This window comes from Microcoleus sp. S36b_A4 (assembly GCF_036700645.1).
Classification (GTDB): Bacteria; Cyanobacteriota; Cyanobacteriia; order Cyanobacteriales; family Microcoleaceae; genus Microcoleus.
In genome coordinates, this window is sequence record NZ_JAUBPI010000054.1 from 14764 (window position 1) to 31597 (window position 16834).

Below are 16834 nucleotides of genomic sequence, written 5' to 3' on the forward strand. Positions count from 1 at the left end.
CTCATCAGTGGTAACGCTTATAAAATTGACTAACTTTTGTTTAAATATCTCTGAATTAGGACGATCGCCACAATATCGTCCACCGGTCTCGGCGGCGTCCGCATTCCCTTCGGAATCAAGCGGTTGAGTCCCGTCGGAGGGTACATTTGCCAGTAGTGTTCCCTCGCTTCTAAGCTGCTGTACCTCTCGTCCACCTGAACAATTTTGAGCGCAGGCGACAAACTCTGCGTCAGTTTTTGTTTCCAACTCTTAGAAGTCGTTTGATCTCCGATTACCAATAACTCAATCGAAAACTGTTCGCACAAAGATTGAATAGTAGATATCGCTGCTTCGGACTGCACAACTTGATGGTAGCAGACCTTCTTATCTCTACCCATTACAGCTATGCCACATTTGTCTTTACCTGGATCGAAACCTAAAATCATAGCCAGTTACCTATTATTAATTACCAAGTTTATTTTTTAATTTTCAAGTCTCCGGGGCCTTGTTTTTGTTGTCCGGTGCGGAACACAACGGCTCCGTTTTCAAGAGCAACTAAATCTATTTTAAGCGGGCCGGCGATGTAAGTGACATCGGCTGCGATCGCCTGAACGTCCAGCGGTTTCTCGTACTGCTGCAATCGCTCGATAAAACCAGCTAAAGTTTCAATCTGACTGTCGGCCACTTGAACTCTACCGCCGACAACACCGATCAGGCGAGCGCGAAATTGACAAGCTTCTATCAATTGCAGCAACTGCTGCCGCACCTGTTCGTGGGTCAAAGTCACGGGATCGACAGCAACCCCTGCAATCACATCTCCAGCGCGGAACACAACTCGATTGATTTCTGCTTCTGCAAATACCTTAATTACCTTTTCTTCCCGCAGGTAATTAGCGCCGGCGACAATCCGCACCACGTAATCTTGACCGTCTTTAATCTGACTAATTAGTTGATCGATTTCTGCTTTAGTAATTTGAATAACCTGGTCTCTAACCTTCCTATTTTCCGGCTGCATCAGTCCGACGGTGGTTTTATTTGCTTCTTGCAAGAGTCGATCGATCGCGCGACTCGCCATACCGGGTTCAATAATGCGAACCACGCCCGCAGCTAAAATTTGACCGCGCCTGATGGCAACTGTACCCTCGCGGATTGCCTGAAAATCGCGTTCCAAAACTTGCACTTGCTGCTGCAATAAAGTTTGTTGCTGTTCGAGTTGAGATTGTTGCTGTGCCAAGGTTTCTAGGAGTGCTTCCCTCTCGGCAATTACTTTGTCGCGCTCGACAATAGTTCGATCGCGCTCGGCGAGATTTTGCACCCGCTGAGCAATTTCCTTGTCCCGTTGGGCAATTAGTTCGTTGCGATCAACAATTTCTGCGTCTCGCCTGGCAATTTCTCTCTCTCGCTTGGCAATTTCTTGATCGCGCTGGGCAATTTGAGTTTTTACCTGCTCGATTAACTGTTGGCGTTCCTCCTGCAGTTGGGCGATTTCCGCTCCTAAAGTCGTTTTTTGACCAGAAACTGTTTTCAATTGGTTCTCGGTGCGATCGAGCTGAGCTTGTGTAGTCGATCGGATCGTTTCAACCAGTTTCAACTGTTCTTCGGTGCGGGATTTAGCCGCTTCCACACTGCTGAGCTGTTCTTCTGTCTTAGATTTAGCCGCTTCTACCTGACTTAACTGCTCTTCAGTTTTAGACTTGGCTGCTTGCACGCTGTTGAGCTGGGCCCGCAGCGAGTTTAATTTTGTTTGCGTCCGAGCTTGCTCAGCATTAGCTGCTTGGAGGGATTGATTAATTTGCTCTAAATTGGCTCTAGCTTGCGCTTGAGCTGCCCTGGCTTGAGCTAATTCAGTTTCAACTCGATTTTTTTCTTGAGTGGCTTGGTTGATTTCTCGGCGGGCGTTGTTGAGCCTTTTTTGAATCTCGTCTATTCTAAAAACTCCCGTTCGCAACGGCTTGCTAGTAGCAAACAAAATGCCCAGAGTAATTGCTGACAGGATGCTGCCGGCCATCACTGTCACAACAACAGCAGTATCGCGGGGGCGAAGTTTGAATAAGCTCAACCTTGCCTTGCCGACTTTCGTCCCAAGGCGATCGCTGACAGTGGCGATCACACCCCCCAACACTAAAATTACAAATACCAGGATGTATCCAGCAGTCATTCCGATTTTAGATTTTGGATTTTGGATTTTGGATTGAATCTAAAATCCAAAATCCAAAATCCTATACTTTCTCGGCATCAAGTGAATTGCTGGCTTAGGGCCACCGGGTTGTGGACTGTGATCTTTTTCTTGTGGATCGAGATCATGGTTTCTTGTCTGAGATCGCCCAGTAAACGAGTCACAGTTACCCGTGTCGAGCCGATCGCTTCGGCGATCGCCTGGTGGGACAGCTTCAAATCTATCGTAATCCCCTCTGTACCGGGCACGCCAAAATCCCGGCACAGAATCAGCAAAAAGCTGACGAGTCTCGAACCCATATCTCGGTGGGCCAGTGTTTCAATCATCATCTCGGTTTGCAAAATCCGAGACGACAGTCCCCGCAGCATCACCATCGACAATTCCGGGTCTTCCTTGAGCGCTTTCTCGACTTGTTCGATCGGCAGCGAGATCAATTCCACCGGCGTAAAGGCTACCGCGTGGTAAAACCTGTCCGATCGGTGTCCCGTAATCAAAGACAGCACCCCAAATACGCTATTTTCGCGCAGGAGGGCGACTGTAATTTCTTCCCCTGCTTCGTAGACCCTGGAGAGCTTCACAGCACCTCTAATGAGAACGTAGACGCGCTCAGCCGGGTCTCCAGGGAAAAAAATTGTCTTGCCCCGTTCAAAGGTTTCCACAATGGGTGGAAACGCCCCGCCGCTGATTTGGCGGAACACGGCTGCTAGCGGTCTATCATGCGTCACGACTAGATCCTTTGTACTAATCAATACTTTATAACTTGCCGATTAACCTTATTGAGTAAATATACTGTCCAACCTCCAATATCTAGGGATTCTGTTACTTCCATCTAATGTTAAGGTAAACACGCACTGTATGATTAAATCTAGCCCTTCTCTTAACTTTTTCAATTCCGCCCCCATGTAGCTCCACAGCAAAATTAATATCAATTGTGTCTCAATTGTGTCTCAATTGTGTCTCAATTGTGTCTGAATCAGTTAAATCTGAATCAGTTGTGTCTAAACTGGCGGGGTTGTCAGATATAGCCAATGAGAACGGTGCAAGTTGCTTTTAGATAAACTACAGATGATAGATTTGACCGGAAAAAATGCTCTTGTTACGGGCATTGCCAACAATCGCTCGATCGCCTGGGGCATCGCTCAGCAGCTCCACAAAGCTGGAGCCAACCTCGGCATAACTTATTTGAAGGACGAGAAAGGCAAGCACGAGCGTAAAGTCGCTGAACTGGTGGAACCGCTCAATCCCAGTCTGTATTTGCCCTGCAATGTCCAAGACGAGAGCGAAATTGAGTCTACTTTTCAAACCATCGCCGACAAGTGGGGCAAGTTAGATGTCCTGATCCACTGTCTGGCTTTTGCCGGCAAGGACGAACTTTCGGGAGACTTCACCAACACTTCGCGCCAAGGTTTCTCCAATGCTTTGGATATTAGCGCTTATTCGCTGGTGCGGCTTTGTGCTGCTGCTAAACCGCTAATGGCCGAGGGTGGCAGTATTGTGACGCTGACTTACTTGGGCGGCGTCCGGGTAGTTCCTAATTATAATGTGATGGGAATTGCTAAGGCGGCTTTGGAAATGAATGTTCGCTATCTGGCTGCTGAACTGGGCCCGTTAAATATTCGGGTAAATGCAATTTCTTCTGGCCCGATTCGGACTCTGGCTTCGTCAGCAGTTGGCGGTATTCTGGACATGATCCACCACGTTGAGGAAGTGGCCCCGCTGCGGCGGACGGTGACTCAGCAGGAAGTGGGAAATGCTGCGGCTTTTCTGTGCAGCAATCTCGCTAGCGGGATTACGGGTCAAGTTTTGTATGTCGATGCCGGTTACGAAATCATGGGAATGTAACGGTAGTCGAGAGTTTTGATTTATGTAGGGGCGGGTTTAGACAATAAACTTTAACTTTCAAAAGTAAGTTTTATCTAGCATCTTCTTGCACCGTTTTCAAGAACCTGTAGGGGCGGGTTCACCAAAAGCTTTCTCCGGTAACAAACAGGTTAAATAAACCCGCCCCCACCCACCAAAAATCCCTTGATTGACATTGGTGTCTGATGTCAGTTGCATGCAGAACCAGCCCCTCGCTTGAGACTCAACACTAAAAAAATCCCGTTCTCAAATTACTAATTATCAATAACTAATGAATGACCAATTGCGAATTATGGAGATAATCGATCGCCCTTCTCTACCTCCTACAAGTTCAGTTCAACCAGCTAGGGCCGCCCTGGTGAAACGCACGACACTGGAAACGGATGTCACGGCCAGTCTCAATCTCGACGGTGTGGGAACTTGCAAGGCGTCTACGGGGATTCCGTTTTTAGACCATATGTTGCACCAGATTGCTTCTCACGGATTGATCGATTTGGACGTGCAGGCGATCGGGGATTTGGAGATTGACGACCACCACACGAACGAAGATGTGGGGATTACCTTGGGCCAAGCCCTAGCAAAAGCTGTGGGGGATCGATCGGGCATTTCTCGCTTCGGACATTTCATCGCACCTTTGGATGAAGCTTTAATTGAAGTAGTGCTAGACTTTTCGGGACGGCCTCACTTAAGTTACAGCTTGGAAATTCCCAACCAGCGGATCGGCACTTACGATACTGAATTAGTGAAAGAGTTTTTTTCGGCAGTGGTGAACCACACTCAGATGACACTGCACATTCGACAGTTGCAGGGCGGGAATTCTCATCACATTGTGGAAGCGGCGTTTAAGGCATTTGCGCGAGCTCTGCGGATGGCGGTAGAAATCGACCCGCGGCGCGCCAGCCGAATTCCGAGTTCTAAAGGAGTTTTGTAGTATGGGGTTTGTAGTAGCGTTTGGGCGCTACTACGAACCTGTCATACCATGTCCAGTTAAATAGTTAGAATACTTTGCTGATGAGTTGGCAAAGAAAAAACTGAAGTCCTTACTACAAACATGTTGATCGAGACTTGTATTAACCACCCGCCCTCAATCTATCCAAACTTCGTCAAGAATCGGAAAGCATCGAGTACATGACTCGCACAAACGTAAGGCGAAGTATTGTAAAAAGCTTGCCAAGCCGCCGCTTTATCTTCGTCGTATTTATCGGCTCTTTCCGGGTGTTTTCCTTGCCAATTAAGCCGCACTGCGTGACCGACTAATACATCTAAAACGATGTATTCTTCTACTTGCAATTCCGGGTTGCGCTGGGCGATCGCAGCCAACTCCATCAGCGCCTCAATATTGACTTGCCGGTATTCTGGCGCCACAATTTTATTCAGCAAATGCTCGATTTGTAGCGCAAAATTTTTTTCCCCCGGCGTCATTTCCGATAAAATGATATGGCTATCTAACCGATTGCGCCGCTCTAATTTGTCGCCAATTATCAAGCCTTTGCAGTGCCGCAGCAGTCCCCAAACACTCGGATAAAAATTCTTCGGTACGCGATTGACAGTACCTTCCATTTGCCGCTTCCGACGCCATCCTCCGCCAGGCATTGTTGGTTCTTCGGAAACTGGCGCTACTACCCATTCAATATCTTTTTCCGGCTGTTTGACGCGCAGGGATTCTTGCTGTTTGAGGATTTGATTCATTTCCTCGTATTCCGTCAACACTTGGCGCAGGCGATTTTTGATTTCAAAGGGACTTAGCTGCATTAAATGTTCGTAAGCTTCATTTTGCGTAACTCCCAATTCGCGGGCAAACTCGCTAGTCAGCAGCAAAATAAAGTAGCTAACTCTTAGCGTCAGCAGGCCTTTAAATAACTGCGGTTCGGCTTTAATTAGCAGGCCGAGGTAGATGAGAACTTCTTGAGTTAGAACTCGATCGCGAATGTCTTCTCCGCAGAATTGGCGAATTTTGTCCATCACTTCCGTGTAAGAGCCCGGCCGTGAAATTATCGAATCTTCGCTGTAGGCTTTCCCCACAGCAATCTGTTTTTGTCGAACCAAAATGTCTGTCACCGCATCGGATAAGCTGATATCAACTTTGTCCAGCAAACCTGCGGCATGGCGGATGACTGCCCATTGGATTTTTGATTGCGAACTTTCTCCAGCTTTTATATAAACTTCGTTGAGCAAATCCACAACTTTAACTGTTTCTTCCGCCCCTCCAAATCCCGTATCAAAATTTAATCCTTTGAGGCGAACTAAGGTGTGCAGTAACTCAATTTGTTCGTACAAATTTTCTGAATCGCGCAGGCTAGTTAGCAAGAATTGAGTATTAGTTTCGCACTCTAATTTAAATTCTTGCGTGTGACCCAAAGGCCAAGTTTTTTCGGTATTGTAAGTTAGATAGCTGCGCGTTTCTAGTGCACCTGTCACCGGAGATTCGGTAAATTCAAAATCGTGCATGAAATCAATTCTTTCCGTGCCAGCGGTCAGCATTAACTGCTTAAGATTTCCGAGTTTAACTGGCGTGTTGTTACAGTGTCCATCCCGGAATTCCTTCATTAATTCTAACAACGCTTCCCGCCCGGTTTCCAGCATCGTGTGAGTCAGCATCAGCGTTACCGTAGGGCGTCCCAACTGATACCAGTGGCGGTGAATGTGAGCTATTTCGCTCTTGATTTGAGCTACTAAAAAATGGTAATCTAAAGTTAAGTAAAACTCTTGTCTGTTCAAAAACGAGGGGAGAAATACGATCGCCTCTTCGCGAATTTTAAACACCCGAGAAGTTGTTAAACTCCGCAGACGGCGCACGGGGCGGCCAGTTAAGCCTAATTGGTCGTTACGTCCAATTTGCGTGTAAATAGCTGATAATTCTTTAGTCTGGCGGACTTGAATTGGTTCTACCTGTTTTGGGGTTTGTGCCGCAATGCCGTTAGCGGCTAATTCTGCTTGCAAATCTTCGTCTTCAGCTAACAGTGCAATTTGCACTAAAGGTTCTCTGTGTTGGTCCACTGATAGGTGCCTTCCCAGCGGGTCGATGTCGCCAACTGCGATTAATCCTTCGTTCAGCAATTGACCGAGAAAGTACAAACTTTGCGCCCAAACCAGGGGAATATTTTCATTCGGTAAACGCTGCTGGCTGCTGGGATTTAGCTTTTCTGCTTCTATATTTTCGGCGGGGACGTAGTACAATTCGGGTAGTAGCGGCAAACCAGATCGATCGACTGCTAGAGATTCCAAACGCTGCTGGTACTCCTGCACTTGGGCTTGATTTCCCTGAAATATGCCGTCCAACAATAAATAAGTGAAAAATAGCGGCCACTCGCATTCAATGTGCTCGAACTGCCTTAATTCTGTGGGTTCGTAGTGCAGGCGATCGGCATCTTCTAAAACTGTTTGGTGTCCGTCCCGCAGAAACCGCTTGCAGCCGTATTTTCCTTGCAATTTGTCAATAATCTTATTTCGAGTCCGTTCTATTAATTCTCGATCTTCCACAGCAAAAGCCGGAAAACTAATCACACTCAATAAAGCGGCATCTACTTCTTTTGAACTAGATTCGCGAGGCAAAAGGGATTCCAGAGTTATGCGACTTCTGGCAATTTCGTCTGGCAAAACGTGAATAACTGACGCTTGAGAGCCTTTAATTCCAAACAAATCCAACCCATTTATTGCTTCTAGGGCTGCTTTGGCCATGCCAACTGAACTGGCGTTCAATTCTGCATTGCCGCGATTGATTTTATGGCCTCTTTCCCAAATTCCGTAATCCGGCGTGCGGTAGGCTCTACCGATGTAGTAAACTAAATTTTGCACGAAATTGACTTCATCAATTGTAAAAATTACGTGCAGCCCGGAAGCCGTCATTTGAGCAAGAATTAATAAGAATATAGATGTAGCGTCTACCTGTAAATGTCCCCACTTGTCATCGCCGACAACAATCCCTCCAGTTTGAGTATTGTATTTAGCGTGCAACGCATCTAGCGGCGACTGAGTATTTTTAAAACGTTCTACTTTGCTCGATTGCTGCATCATCGCAAACAGCAAGCCTCGCATTAGTTTGACTGTGCTTTGTTCGAGTTCAAATGTTCTGCCCTGATCGCCATCAATTTTGCGATAAGCTAAACCCAAACCCCAAACCGCGAGAATGCTGTACACGTTGTCCCGCACCCAGGCATCGGTGTAGTCGCCGTGGGCGTTAACGGCGGTACTCGCCGGCAGCAAACCAGTAATTGGATTTTGGCGCTTGAGGATGATGTTTTTGATTTGCTGGTAGTAATAATCTAACCTGGTTTGCCGCTGGGTTTTTGCGATCGCCATTTCGTTTTCCTGCTTTTTCCTGATGCGAGTAGATTTGCGGTGAATAGACTTTTAAATATATCAGAGATTAGATCATTTCTCAAGTTATCCAAACAGAAGAAGGTAATTGCCATGTCTACCCAAAACCACAATAACAACAGCGTTCCTTTCGTAAAAGTTGTCTACTCTACAGTGAAAATTAATGGTAAAATTGAGCTAGTACCGATGGAATGGTACGCCGACGGGTCTGTCAAAAAAATCGAACACTAATGCTCGATCGCACTTGGCTGGCCAACTCTAATGAACTTGCGCGAGCTCTCGCTTACAAAAAAACCGGTTTCTGGGCCACTGAACGATGACTTAACAAACTCTGGGTGGCACAAACCGGGTTTTTTGCGACCAAAACAGCTCTAGCGTCGATCGCCAATCTCAGCTAATTTAAATAACTAGGTGTGTAGGAATATCAAAGAAAAAATATGGATGTATCGCGCCCGCAATTTTCAGTGCTGGGACTACCAGTTCACATATTAGATGATTATGCAGGTTGGCTGATGCAGCGCCTGTATCAAGGGTTAGGAAGTCACGTCGTGACGCTGAATGCTGAAATGGCGATGCAAGCCGAGCAAAATCAGGCTTTAGCAGATGTAATCCGCAAAGCGGAACTGGTGATTCCCGACGGTTCGGGAGTGGTGTTGTACTTGCGGCTGCGTGGCAAACCGGCCCAGCGCTATCCGGGGATTGAATTAGCAGAATCGCTGCTGCAACAAGCCGGAAAATTGCCTGATTCGGAACCACTATTTTTCTTTGGAGGTTCCCCAGGAGTGGCGGCTGCAGCGGCCAAAACTTGGCAGCAAAAAGTTAACGGATTGTCAATTGTTTCTCAACACGGTTATCTTTCCGCAGATGAAGAGAAAGACTTCCGTGCAAGCCTCAAACAAATGCAGCCAAAAGTGATTTTTGTAGGCTTGGGAGTGCCACGCCAAGAATTTTGGATTGCCGAACACCGACACCTTTGTCCTGATTCGATTTGGGTGGGAGTTGGCGGCAGTTTCGATATTTGGGCGGGAACAAAAACCCGCGCGCCGGCTTGGTTTTGCGACAATCATTTAGAATGGCTGTATCGGCTTTATCAAGAACCTTGGCGGTGGCGCAGAATGTTGGCTTTGCCACAATTTGCATTGAAAGCTTTGGGGGATTTTCGAGGGTAAGTTAATAGCATCAATCTTCTGTCTGATTCACAATCCTCTCGATCCCCCCTAACCCCCCTTAACAAGGGGGGGACAAGAATGTCGTCAAAATTTTCCTTATTAAGGGGGATTCGAGGGGCTCTAGACTCGACTACAAGCGACATAAATCCTGTTATTTCTTGAGTCCGCGCAGGCGGACTTTGTTTGTATAGTAGTAGCGGTTTCAACCGCCGATTCTAATCTATTGCCATTAGACAATGTAAGGAGAATCGATCGCCTTTGCCCGATTAGTTGCCACCAAAGTCTGGTAAATCAAAGCCGAAATCTCAGCGCGGGTAATATCCCGCTGCGGCGAAAGCCAATCGCGGGAAGGATAATTAACCACAATCTTCAAAGCAGTTGCTGTGGCGATCGCACTCAAAGCATAATTAGGAATTTGAGAACGATCTATATAAACTTTCAAAGAATCAGGATTGCCGCCCTTAAGTTCCAAACCGTTAACCAAAGACACGATCGCGTCAGCCTTAGTTAAATTCTGATTCGGGCCAAACTTCAACCCCGGAAACCCCGCCAAAAACCCCCCCCGATTTGCTCGTTCGATCGCACTTCTCGCCCAAAAAGTAGCAGAAACATCAATAAAATTTGTAGCCGGCACCCTCGGAATCGGACTAAACGCACTCACCAACAGCGCCGCATATTGAGCACGGTTTAAACTGTCATCAGGCCGAAAAGAACCGTCAGGAAAACCGCTAATTATATTCGCCGCAGCCAAAGCTTCAATAAACTTCTGTGCCCAATGTCCAGAAATATCGCTGAACACCGCACCCCCGATATTTGGATTGCCGCCGCCCTTTCTCACCGCAGCTTGCACAGCTTTAAAAGCATTCACTTTCCCGTAACCAAACCAATCGCTGCGGCCGTTGTTAGGATCGTAATTTCCCATGCGATTGCCCAACTGGGGATCGGGATCGAGATCGACAATTTTCTCAGCAGTTTGTTCGAGAATTCCCCGTACTTCCCGCGCCGTCAAACGGGGGTTAGCCGAAAGTATCAACCCTGCAACCCCAGCGACTACTGGAGTGGCGCTGGAAGTACCGCCAAAAGTATCAGTATAGTCCCCCCAGTCGTAGCCCCGATCGCCCACTCGATCGGCAGTAAACACCCCTAAACCGGGCAAATACTGCGTCACCTCCGGCGGCGTGCCGATATATCCGGTTTCGGGCAACCAAGTTCCCGGCGGCGCGTTGTTGCTGGGGGCGCAAACCGAGATGCTGCTGCCCCAATTGCTGTAAGCTGCTTTTTTGTTGAGGGAAGTGGAAGCGCTGACGGCAATTACGTCGGGGTGAACGGCAAATCCGTTTAGCCATCTAGTTTGACCCTCTACGACGTTGTTGGGCCAGCCTTTCTCGTTAACAGTACCGTTGACTGGGCGGTTGGCATTCCCCGCAGCGAACATAATAACGCAGCCTCTGCCGCCCCGCCCTTGGGTTGCGGCTTTGGTGATAACGGCACTCTGTCGCAGGGAAATGGGATAGTAAACTGCAGCAGGTCCCCAACTGCAAGAAATGACGGCGGCACCTTTTTCGATCGCCCAATTAAATATTTTTTCGACAGAATTGTCATCAAGAAAACCCGTGGTACGGATGGGCATCAGGGCGCATCCGGGGGCGACGCCGACAATGCCTTTGCCGTTTTCTTCAGCAATGGCGACGCCGGCACAACTTGTGCCGTGGTTGTCTGAGTCTGCGACTGGCATCGGGGAAGTGTCGCCGTCTTTGAAATCGATGGGTGAGACGATTTTGCCTTGGCCTTGAAAATCTGGGTGGGTGATGTCAACTGAATCGTCGGCGATGGCAATTACGATCGATCGAACTCCGCGAGTCATGTTCCAAGCTGGTTCTGCATAAATTTGAGCACCGCCGACAACTTCGTTGCCGCCTTTGTTGTTGAGATACCACTGTTTGGGATAAAGCGGATCGCGGGGCGTGTAATGCTGCTGCGTCTCTACTACAATGTTGGGTTCGGCTACGAGAACTTCTGGATATCTTGTCAGGCGGTTGGCAATTTTGACCGGGTTTTCTGTTGCTTGTTTTGTGACTTCGCAGACGAAAGTGTTGGGAATTCCTTCTACTGGCCGGACTATTTTTAAAGCTGCTGCATTGGCGATAGCCTTGCGCGATTGTTCGTCTACTTGTTCGCCAAATTGAATGGTAATTTGGTCGGTTATATAAAAGAATGTACTCGGATTGTTCGCGGGGCAATAGACGTGGCTGGCAAAAGCTACGGCATCGCTGGCCCGGGCTGCTTGCATTGCTGCTGCTAGGTTAGAGGGCGCAACGAGATATTCTTCGAGATTGCTTTGGCCGATGCGGCGGTTGAGTTTTGCCCCATTTGTTGCAGCCCAATCGTTTGAGGCTGATGCTGTTGATGAGGGGCGGACTGTAAAGCGATCGTTCGCTTTTGACAGCAGCAATTCGTCGCCGCCGCGCTGCAAAATCACTGCCAGACTTTCTTCTGGAACTCCGATACCTTGATAATTTTGTAAGGTATTTGCGGAAAGTTCGATCGGTTGTGTCATCAGAAATGCCTTTGTTTAATTTTAATCCAGTCTTACTATATTCTCAAGAACAGGCAGGATGCCTGTTCCACAAAAACTGAATTTTCTTGTGGGGTGGGCTTCTAGCCCGCCCGTAAAAGGCTTATTAACAATGATTCAGCAAATCCCTCAAATAAACACGCTAGGATTAACATTAAAAAATTCTCCCAGCGCCTTAGCTTGCGCCTTGCTAATCGCCCGTTTCCCATTAACCACCTCAGAGACTACTCCTTTGGAACCAATCACGCCCACTAAATCGGCTTGTTTGAGTTCGCGAACTTCCATGAAATGCAATAGAACATCCTGGAGAGTCGCTTGTGGAATTGGGTAATATTTTGATTCGTATTCTTCGATCATACAGATCCCAGAGGCTTAGTAAAGTTTCTTCTAATGTTAATTCTTCTTTAGACATCAGAAAATCGACTTCTGCGAGGGCAAGATCGTAATCTTCTTCGTTCAGGATTGGCTTAGGCTGAGATTTAGCCAGCAGTTGACCGTAAGCTGTTCTTTGAATTGCGATATTCATGGTTCGTTCGATTGTTGAATTAGATGGGGACTTACCCATCCAAACCAAAGAAACCGGGTTTTCCACCATTTTTCAAGCCTCAAAGGCAGTATTTAGGTAAAAAAAACCGGTTTCTGTGTCCAGGACTAGATTGCCGGGATCTGTCCAATCCCCCGCGATTTCCTTGTTCAATCCAAAATCTAAAATCCAAAATCTAAAATCCAAAATCGATCGAACCCTTTGACATTTCAACAAATTTGGTTTACACTTAGCCGGTTGCGATCGCCAATGGTAAGATCGGCTCAAGCTAAATATTTTTTTAAAGCGCACAGGCGCAAAGTAATTTCATGGTATACTCTGGAACTGTTTGTTGGCTTCGCTCCACTGCCCGGATTACGATCGGGGTGATCGCAGCTTTTATCCTGTTGCAACCGCTCTCAGTCCAAGCACAACAACCTTCTGGGCCAGAGAACCAACCGCAAGTCGATCCCGCCGACGACCCCACAGACCCCAACAATCTTCGCCCTCTGACGCAAGACAGCAGTCTGCTGAGCGTCCCAGGAGGCCAGCGTTTGATGACAGAAGCCAGCAGTGCTATTTCCTCTCAGAATTACGCACTCGCTACTCAAAAGCTGCAAGAATCCCGCCAAATTTTCAATCAACTGTCCAACTTCTACCAACAACTGGGTAGCAGTTTTGCCGGAATTGACATCCGCTTGGCCGAAAGCCACCGCACCAAAGCTGTAGAAACAGCCCAAATGCGCGACGAAGCTACCTATCGGCTGGCGTTGGTACACCGGGCGCAAAATAAGCCCGAACTGGCTGTGCCCCTGCTGATTCAGATTATTCGATCGCAGCAGCCAACTCGCGACTTGGGCAAGAAAGCTTACCAGCAGTTACTGGAATTGGGTTTTGTGGATTCGCCCTTTCCCCGGCCTGCCAGCACTCAACCGAGCTCATCGACAAAATAGTTCCACTAAAATCTAAATTACAGCCGTTTATCACAGAAACCAATGGTTACACCGTCTCAAGTAGCAGAAATGATTAAGGCAGGGTTGCCCGACGCTAAAATACAAGTTGAGGATTTGACTGGTGGCGGTGACCACTACCAGGCGAGAGTCGTCTCAGCAGCCTTTGAAGGAAAAAGCCGAGTACAGCAGCACCAACTGGTCTACGGCGCTCTCAAACAGGCAATGGCTAGTGAAGCCATCCACGCTTTGGGCTTGGAAACCTTAACTCCCGCAGAATGGGAAGCGAAAAGTCAAGTTGCTTAATTGTTGACTTGCAAGTGGAGATCACAAGTTTGTGCTTCTGTCAATAGTTGCTTGAAATACAACTGCTGCACTTACGCACAAAAACCAAAGAAACCGGGTTTTTTAACCGGAATCTATGGCTGTAACGAAAGATTGTCCTAAAAAACCCGGTTTCTGCGTCAGTCAACGTTTAAAATTTTTCAAACAATATTAGGAGCTACCATGACTACAGCAGCACATGAAAGAATTGACGAGTTAGTTAAGCAAAATAAAATCATGGTGTTTATGAAGGGCAATAAGTTAATGCCCCAGTGTGGTTTTTCTAATACTGTGGTGCAAATTCTCAATACTCTGGGAGTGCCTTACGAAACCGTTGATGTTTTGGCAGACCAGGAAATTCGTCAAGGCGTTAAAGAGTATTCCAACTGGCCGACAATTCCTCAAGTTTATATCAACGGCGAGTTTATTGGGGGCTCGGATATTATGATCGAGATGTATCAAAAGGGCGAATTGCAAGAAGTTGTAGAAGTGGCTTTGGCTTCTTAAATTAGACAGAAAAAACATTTCCCCGACTTCTTTAAGAAGTCGGGGAAATAACAGCAATCGCGTTTTACTTTGAATTAAGTTGATTTACTTAATTATTCGTTACCAGGCAAAGCCTGGGAACGCAATGCGGTCGGCTCGACCTCCAATTTTTAGGCTCCGAAAGCGAGGTCGAGCCTCTGGACATGGGCTCTCAGGCCGAGCCAGGGAACCCGTTAAAATTCCCAATTCCCAATTCCCAATTCCCAATTCCCAATTCCCAATTCCCAATTCCCAATTCCCAATTCATCAAGGGTTTATCAAACCGAATTTGCTATTTAATAGTAGTCTGATTCAGCCTGTGTCTGTGTCTGTGGCATTGCAAAATTGGAGGGGTCGTGAATGTAACGCGCTGCTTCTTCCTCTAGTCTGTGAATCAGATAGGGCTCCAAACTGTTGGAATGCCGCAGGGCTGCTAAATAGCCGTCTAAGTAAAGCCGCAGGTCATCGAAGCGATAACCTCTATTCCACATTTCGACGAGGGCGTCGGTGAGTTTTTGGTAGTGCCGGATTGTTTGGGTGTCTTGTAGCATAGTGTGAGTTTGAAATCCTTTGTGGTTTGTATAATGACGGCGGGATTTAGGAATGGCCTCGATTGATGCTGAGTGGCTCAGCTTGAGGCTATTTCTAAATAAAAGTTTTTACCCTGCTCAACAGGCTACCCTCCATAAAAAATTTCACTCGTTGCAATGCAGTTGCTCGACTTTGTGCGCGCACCTAGATAATTCGCTGTGCGTTTAATAGAGTCGGGATATTGCTGAATTTGGCGGTCTAAGTGGCTGAGTGTTCCGGCTACCGAGCGAACGGTTGGAGGAATTCTAGTTTCACTTGCGCGATTTGTCAACCTCCTGGGAGTGGGGGCTGGGTCGGGGGGATCGCTTTTGGCAGGCGGTTGGGGCATGGGATCGATCGGCTTTACACTGTCTTATTTTCATTGTAAGCTCATCGCCAGAATGATTTAACCTTTCTGCAGGCTGACCCTGCCAAATTAACCCAATCTTTAAAATTCGTACCCTAGGTATGTCCGCTGCTTTAAACGCAGCTAATGCTTGAGTAGCGATGGTTACAAAAGCTTGACAAAAGCTCTGTTAACCTTGTAGCAATTAGTGATATGGGAAGCTCGCCTCTGTGGAATCTGCAAGTATTTCAATTGTTGAAGGGAATCCGCACCTGCGATCGCTCTTGGGCTGGCATCTACAGCAAGTCGGTCACTGGGTGCACCAGTCAGCGGATATCAGTCACGCTAGGGAAATATTTTTCAGCCGCCAGCCAACCCTAGTCATTCTGGATGCCCAATTGCCGGATGGGGACGGTTTGGAATTTTGCCACTGGCTGCAACAGCAGCAGCAGTCGCTGATTTTGATGCTGTCGGCGCGGAATTCGGAATCGGATATTGTTGAAGGTTTGAAGGCGGGGGCAGACGATTACCTGACTAAACCCTTTGGGATGCAAGAGTTTATGGCGAGGGTGGAAGCTCTGATGCGCCGTAACCGCACGATGGTACCGCCGGCGACGCTGGAGTGCGGGCTGCTGAAAATTGATTTGGTGCAGCGCCGAGTCAGGTTGTACGAGGAACATATTGAACTCACTCCCCAGGAATTTAGCCTGCTGTACGTGCTAGCTCAAGCTGGAGGAGTGCCACTCTCGCGCTCGGATTTGCTGCGGAGGGCGTGGCCCGATGCGATTGATAACCCCCGGACGATCGACACTCACGTACTCTCTCTGCGTAAAAAAATCGAAATTGATCCGCGACAGCCGAGCCTGATTCAAACTGTACGGAATGTCGGCTACCGACTGAATCTGGAGTTGTTGAATGGGAACCAACGGCATTCTCCGCTCGTACCCGGAGCTGTGAGTTCTTAGAGTACGATCGGGCTATAAGTCGGATTTTATTTTGAGAATTGATTGGCGATTGCATCTGTTTTCGCTGCCATAATAAAATCATTGCGATGTAGTCCAGAAATCGCGTGAGTCCACCAAGTAACGGTAACTTTCCCCCACTCGGTTAACAGTGCGGGGTGATGTCCTTCAGTTTCTGCTGCTTCGCCGACGCTGTTTGTAAAGGCGATCGCACTTTTGAAATCCGGGAATTCATAGGTGCGTTCTATTTTGGGAATGCCATTTTTTTCGATCAAATTCCAGTCGGGAATTTGAGGTTTTAGTTGGACAATTTCGTAAGCTGTGACGCGGGGAGAGTTGGGGCTGCAGGCTGCACAGCGTTCTTTTGCTAAAGGTTCCATAAATTGCTTGTTAGCGATCGGTTCTAAAAGACATTATAGACATTTCTAATGGGAATTATTTTGGATGGGGCAACAGTCATTTAGCAGTGACGTAGAGAGTGTGATCAAAATAGTTCATAAAACAGATGAGCAATCATTTAAATTTTATGAAAATTATCCTGCACCGTGGAATCGGTTA

The 16834-nt window shown here is 47.5% G+C and carries 17 protein-coding genes; 8 read left to right on the top strand and 9 right to left on the bottom strand.

The features are described 5' to 3' along the window. Positions 1–29: 29 nt before the first annotated feature. From QUA03_RS17760 to ntcA, 3 genes are all read right to left on the bottom strand, one after another. Positions 30–425: a pre-16S rRNA-processing nuclease YqgF gene (locus QUA03_RS17760; protein WP_333213562.1), complete on the bottom strand. Its 396-nt coding sequence runs from the start codon at positions 423–425 to the stop codon at positions 30–32. A gap of 29 nt (positions 426–454) precedes the next feature. Then, positions 455–2137: a DUF3084 domain-containing protein gene (locus tag QUA03_RS17765; protein WP_333213564.1), complete on the bottom strand. Its 1683-nt coding sequence runs from the start codon at positions 2135–2137 to the stop codon at positions 455–457. Between the two features lie 77 nt (positions 2138–2214). Further along, the gene (gene ntcA / locus QUA03_RS17770; protein ID WP_006634020.1) at positions 2215–2880 is read right to left on the bottom strand and encodes a global nitrogen regulator NtcA; all 666 of its coding nucleotides are present in this window, start codon (positions 2878–2880) and stop codon (positions 2215–2217) included. A 340-nt stretch (positions 2881–3220) separates the two neighbouring features. Here ntcA and fabI point away from each other — a divergent pair, with 340 nt between their 5' ends. Beyond that, complete coding sequence (gene fabI / locus QUA03_RS17775; RefSeq protein ID WP_006634022.1) at positions 3221–3997, top strand: enoyl-ACP reductase FabI; 777 nt, start codon at positions 3221–3223, stop codon at positions 3995–3997. A gap of 310 nt (positions 3998–4307) precedes the next feature. Beyond that, positions 4308–4946, top strand: a complete 639-nt coding sequence (gene hisB / locus QUA03_RS17780) for an imidazoleglycerol-phosphate dehydratase HisB (protein ID WP_333175893.1) — start codon at positions 4308–4310, stop codon at positions 4944–4946. Between the two features lie 158 nt (positions 4947–5104). Here hisB and QUA03_RS17785 read toward each other — a convergent pair whose 3' ends face one another. Beyond that, a complete protein-coding gene (locus QUA03_RS17785; protein ID WP_333213565.1) occupies positions 5105–8314 on the bottom strand; it encodes a glycoside hydrolase family 15 protein in 3210 nt (1069 codons plus the stop codon). 111 nt (positions 8315–8425) lie between these two features. On the opposite strand from QUA03_RS17785, the gene QUA03_RS17790 reads away from it, so the two are divergent. Beyond that, positions 8426–8563, top strand: a complete 138-nt coding sequence (locus QUA03_RS17790; RefSeq protein WP_333183364.1) for a hypothetical protein — start codon at positions 8426–8428, stop codon at positions 8561–8563. Positions 8564–8769: 206 nt separating this feature from the next. Beyond that, positions 8770–9501 carry a WecB/TagA/CpsF family glycosyltransferase gene (locus QUA03_RS17795; RefSeq protein ID WP_333213567.1) on the top strand — a complete coding sequence of 244 codons (732 nt, stop codon included), beginning with the start codon at positions 8770–8772 and terminating at the stop codon, positions 9499–9501. A gap of 229 nt (positions 9502–9730) precedes the next feature. On the opposite strand, the gene QUA03_RS17800 is transcribed toward QUA03_RS17795, so the two are convergent. Beyond that, positions 9731–12058, bottom strand: coding sequence for a S8 family serine peptidase (locus tag QUA03_RS17800; protein WP_333213569.1), 2328 nt, complete (start codon positions 12056–12058; stop codon positions 9731–9733). A 147-nt stretch (positions 12059–12205) separates the two neighbouring features. Next, positions 12206–12433 carry a hypothetical protein gene (locus tag QUA03_RS17805; protein WP_333213571.1) on the bottom strand — a complete coding sequence of 76 codons (228 nt, stop codon included), beginning with the start codon at positions 12431–12433 and terminating at the stop codon, positions 12206–12208. A 495-nt stretch (positions 12434–12928) separates the two neighbouring features. On the opposite strand from QUA03_RS17805, the gene QUA03_RS17810 reads away from it, so the two are divergent. The 3 genes from QUA03_RS17810 to grxD all read left to right on the top strand — a co-directional run bounded on the left by QUA03_RS17810 (position 12929) and on the right by grxD (position 14380). Then, positions 12929–13552 carry a hypothetical protein gene (locus QUA03_RS17810; protein ID WP_333213573.1) on the top strand — a complete coding sequence of 208 codons (624 nt, stop codon included), beginning with the start codon at positions 12929–12931 and terminating at the stop codon, positions 13550–13552. Positions 13553–13594: 42 nt separating this feature from the next. Continuing rightward, the gene (locus QUA03_RS17815) at positions 13595–13855 is read left to right on the top strand and encodes a BolA family transcriptional regulator (protein ID WP_333068825.1); all 261 of its coding nucleotides are present in this window, start codon (positions 13595–13597) and stop codon (positions 13853–13855) included. Positions 13856–14056: 201 nt separating this feature from the next. Further along, complete coding sequence (gene grxD / locus QUA03_RS17820) at positions 14057–14380, top strand: Grx4 family monothiol glutaredoxin (protein ID WP_333042762.1); 324 nt, start codon at positions 14057–14059, stop codon at positions 14378–14380. A 314-nt stretch (positions 14381–14694) separates the two neighbouring features. Here grxD and QUA03_RS17825 read toward each other — a convergent pair whose 3' ends face one another. Both QUA03_RS17825 and QUA03_RS17830 read right to left on the bottom strand, forming a co-directional pair. After that, the gene (locus tag QUA03_RS17825; RefSeq protein ID WP_333101986.1) at positions 14695–14949 is read right to left on the bottom strand and encodes a DUF6761 family protein; all 255 of its coding nucleotides are present in this window, start codon (positions 14947–14949) and stop codon (positions 14695–14697) included. A gap of 125 nt (positions 14950–15074) precedes the next feature. After that, positions 15075–15317, bottom strand: a complete 243-nt coding sequence (locus tag QUA03_RS17830; protein ID WP_333163281.1) for a hypothetical protein — start codon at positions 15315–15317, stop codon at positions 15075–15077. A gap of 227 nt (positions 15318–15544) precedes the next feature. Between QUA03_RS17830 and QUA03_RS17835 the strand changes: the two genes are divergently transcribed. Beyond that, the gene (locus tag QUA03_RS17835) at positions 15545–16279 is read left to right on the top strand and encodes a response regulator (RefSeq protein WP_190657709.1); all 735 of its coding nucleotides are present in this window, start codon (positions 15545–15547) and stop codon (positions 16277–16279) included. A gap of 26 nt (positions 16280–16305) precedes the next feature. Here the strand turns inward: QUA03_RS17835 and QUA03_RS17840 are convergent, their stop codons facing one another. Then, positions 16306–16656, bottom strand: coding sequence for a 4a-hydroxytetrahydrobiopterin dehydratase (locus QUA03_RS17840; RefSeq protein WP_333213576.1), 351 nt, complete (start codon positions 16654–16656; stop codon positions 16306–16308). Between the last annotated feature and the right edge of the window lie 178 nt (positions 16657–16834).